This is a genomic window from Ruegeria sp. PrR005 (assembly GCF_010500245.1).
Lineage (GTDB): Bacteria > Pseudomonadota > Alphaproteobacteria > Rhodobacterales > Rhodobacteraceae > Ruegeria_B > Ruegeria_B marisflavi.
The window spans coordinates 1-3,540 of record NZ_JAAGOX010000037.1 but is presented as its reverse complement, the minus strand read 5'-3'; the positions used below and the strand labels follow the sequence as shown (position 1 = coordinate 3,540).

The 3,540-nt window shown below is 56.5% G+C and carries 2 protein-coding genes; one reads left to right on the top strand and one right to left on the bottom strand.

Annotation, left to right across the window (positions count from 1 at the left end):
• Window positions 1–411 precede the first annotated feature (411 nt).
• Window positions 412–1,395 (top strand): ABC transporter substrate-binding protein, encoded by a 984-nt coding sequence (locus G0P99_RS17245; protein WP_164131729.1) that lies wholly within the window; start codon window positions 412–414, stop codon window positions 1,393–1,395.
• 126 nt (window positions 1,396–1,521) lie between these two features.
• On the opposite strand, the gene G0P99_RS17240 is transcribed toward G0P99_RS17245, so the two are convergent.
• Window positions 1,522–3,321, bottom strand: a complete 1,800-nt coding sequence (locus tag G0P99_RS17240) for a cache domain-containing protein (RefSeq protein ID WP_164131728.1) — start codon at window positions 3,319–3,321, stop codon at window positions 1,522–1,524.
• Between the last annotated feature and the right edge of the window lie 219 nt (window positions 3,322–3,540).

The following is a 3,540-nucleotide window of genomic DNA, read 5'->3' as shown; positions in this document are numbered from 1 at the left end:
AGTTGCGGACTTTCCAGACCTCCGACTGGTCGGTTTCAACTGGTGCGAACGGCCCTTTCCTGACTTTCATCACAGGCCGCGACGCCGCGATGCAGCTCTCGCGTTCCGGCCGTTCATGCATCGCGCAGCATTTTTTCGACGGCAATGACCGGGTTGCAGGACGTAGCAGACTTCGCAGTTGCGAACATTCTACTCGGGCAGGCGGATGGTCCGTGGGCTGGTCTTGAAGTGGTGAAAATGGAAGCCTCTGGTCATCGAACAAGGCTACGAAAGCGATCTGCCCGGCTTAACCAAGTTTGTTCTAACAATGTCCCGCCCGGATTCTTGGCGTGACGCACTAATCCTAATTACGTAATTTGTTTCATAGTGAGGTTTCCGCCTTGGAGTCGCTATGTCTAGCGCGGAGAGTGCATGAACAACTTAGCACGCAGGACTTTCCTGATTGCCGCCGGCATGCTGTTTGCGGGACCTCTACTCGCCGACGATCGGCTTGGCAAAGTGCGGCCTCGCGTGGGTTTCCTTTCCCCAGTGTCTCCTGGAAAGCGCGATAAAGCCTTCGTTTCTGGCATGGAGGCCCTGGGCTGGATACCCGGCGATACCATTGATATCGACCTACGATTTGCAGAGGGACAGCCGGCGCGCCTGCCCGGACTCGTGGATGAGTTACTCGCCCTGAAGCCGGATGTGCTGGTAGCAGGTTCAACCATCGGAGCACGGGCAGCGATTGAAGCCGAAGCTTCGGTGCCGATAGTATTTGCCGGCTCGAGCGATCCGGTTGCCGCTGGACTGGTGAAGAATCTCCGGCACCCGGGCGGAAACATTACTGGATTCTCGCTTGCCTACGGCGATGGATTTGCAGGGAAATGGCTGCAGCTGCTGAAGGAGACAGTCCCCGAACTTCGTCATGTGGCCTTGATTTGGAGTTCGAGCAATCCGGCGGCGCGGCGATTTGTCGAGGAGGTAAGCAGGGTTGCGGCAAAGCTGCAAATACAACTCGAAGTCTACCATGCCAAGGATCGCACAGAACTGGATGCCGCGCTCTCGTCTGTCGAAAGCAGCGGTGTAGGCGGTTTCATTGTGGCGCCCAGCCCGTTTGCCGTGTCAGAACGTAAACTTCTTGTGGCGTTCAGCGATCGCAACAGACTGCCAGCAATCTATTTTTCAGAAAGTTTTCCGGACGATGGTGGCTTGATGTCCTACGGGCCGGATATCCCGGATGTGTATCGGCGCGCTGCCGCTCATGTCGACCGTATTCTCAAGGGTGCTGATCCGGGAGAGCTACCGGTTGAGCGTCCGAATAAGTTCGACCTGGTAGTCAACCTGCGTGCCGCCGAAGCGATCGGTGTGACCATCCCAGTTTCGCTCTTGCTGCGCGCCAACCGAGTGATCGACTGATGCCGTGACAATCTGAGGCCCGGCAGATTCTGTTTGTGCCAAAGTGACAACAAGGACTAAGCCCCCTGCGGCTGTGCCGTAGCGGATTTGTGCATTGCCGGGCGCGACGAAGCGGTACTATTCCCGTTAGCTCTTGAGACCGCTAACCCGCAGGATGGTGACGGGCTCGCCAAATCCTTTCAGAGTCCGCTCACCCAGTTCTTCGAACACTGCTACGTTTCCGGCGCCGTTCCGCACTGGCCCGCTCACTAGGGTCTCACCGTTCCGGGCAATGTCGCACAGGCGAGAGGCGAGATTCACAACCGACCCGATTGCGGTGTAGTGATACTGGTCTCGAGTACCGATGTGGCCAAGTGTGGCGAGCCCGGTAGCGATGCCAATGCCGAAGCCCAAGTTCACTCCGCGATCATTCCAAGACTCCAAGAGATTGGCCAAGTCCGCCTGCATGGACTGAGCCATTCTCACGGCCTTTTCGCTGTGGTCGGGGCAGGGCAACGGGTCATTGAGGAACGCCATCAGGCCGTCGCCGGAAAAATAACCGATGGTCGCTTCGTACTCGAGCAGGCGGTCGCCGACGGCAACATAAAATTGCTCGAGCACCTGCAGGGTCTCGTGCGGTTCGGCGAGCGATGAGTAAGCGGTGAAATTACGCAGATCACAGAACAAAACCGTCACTTCGCGCCTATGGCTTGAAGTGATTTCGCTGTTATCCGAGGCCACGATAAGGTCGGCCAAGTGGGGCGAAAAATAGCGTTTCAGCACGCTCACACGACGCACTTTCTCGTAGGATTCGTGCAACCGGACACTCATGTCGTTGAAATCTTCGGCCAGTTGCTCCAACTCGTCGCCCGTGTGCAATTCGATGCGTTGATCGAGTTCACCAGCCCCGATCCGCGCAGCACCTTGCTGCAGTGTCTTCACTGGTCCGACGATCCGCCGTGCGAGCAATAGCCCCGCCAGCGCTGAAATGACGATGCCGAGGATGACTAAAACCGCACTTCGCCGCAACGAAGCGTAAAGAGGTGCGAATGCCTCGGAAAGCGGTGACTCGACGATAACCAGCCAGTCTAGACGTTCGATCATGGCAAATGCGGACAGGACGCGTATGCCGTCGAGGCCGGTGGTAATCACGCCCAGTTGCGGGATATCACTTCTGCTAGCATCCGTTCTTACCAGCAAATTCTGCGAGTAAGAAGACAAGTCGGTCTTGCGGAGCACCAGCGAGATGTCACGGTGGGCGATCAACATCCCGTTCGAGTCGACCAAAAAGGCGCTGCCGCCCTGACCCACATCGATTTGCGATATCACGTTCCATACCATTTTAAGGTTAACCTCGGCGATGATTACGCCAGGGTTCTTGCCTTGGTCGCGCAGTCCCACGGTCATGTATGGTTCGGATTCATCTCGGAAATAGACCGCTCCGAAATAGAAACCCTCGCTCTTTGTGGTCGTAAAATTCTCCCGGCCGGAGAAGTCCGTGCCGCGGTCCAACTCGTCGATGGCGACGCGGGATACTGACAGCCGTTCTCGTCCCGAGGCGTCAATGAATGCAATTTCGGTTATTTCGGGCACCTGCCGCAGGATTCTTTGGAAATCTTGCCGCCGCTGCTGTACCGCTGCGCCGCTGTCTAGGAAGGCCGCATGCGTTAACCAGCCCATTTGGGCGAGAATTTCCCTGGAAAAGCGCTCAATGACAACGGCGGCGCCGGCAGCCTTCTCACGTTGCAATTGAAGCAGTGCAAGCTTTTGTTCTGGATAGGAAAAATAAATTTCGAGCGAACCGGCAAAAACCAAAGCCCCGGATACCAACCCTCCGATCAGCAACGCGTACTTTCGGAAGAGCCCTGAACGAAAAAAGAGCGACCCCAATTTGCTTTCGGGACGATCAGCAGAGGGCGAATCCGCACCTTCCGAGGACGCCGCCATGGGCTGTCCGTCTCTCTGGCGGTCGTGGTCCCTTTCAACCACCCTCTCGCGCTCCTGCATAGGGAAACTACAAGTAGTCTAAAGGGATTTCGCATCTCCTGGAAAATATCAAGTGCCATACCGTCAACTAGAGTTCCGGTATAACTCTACGAACAGAGAGGTTTTCGGCCGTTAATCCGCCTGAACATTAAGAGCGATCGGCTGCTTCGGGCTCGAAGC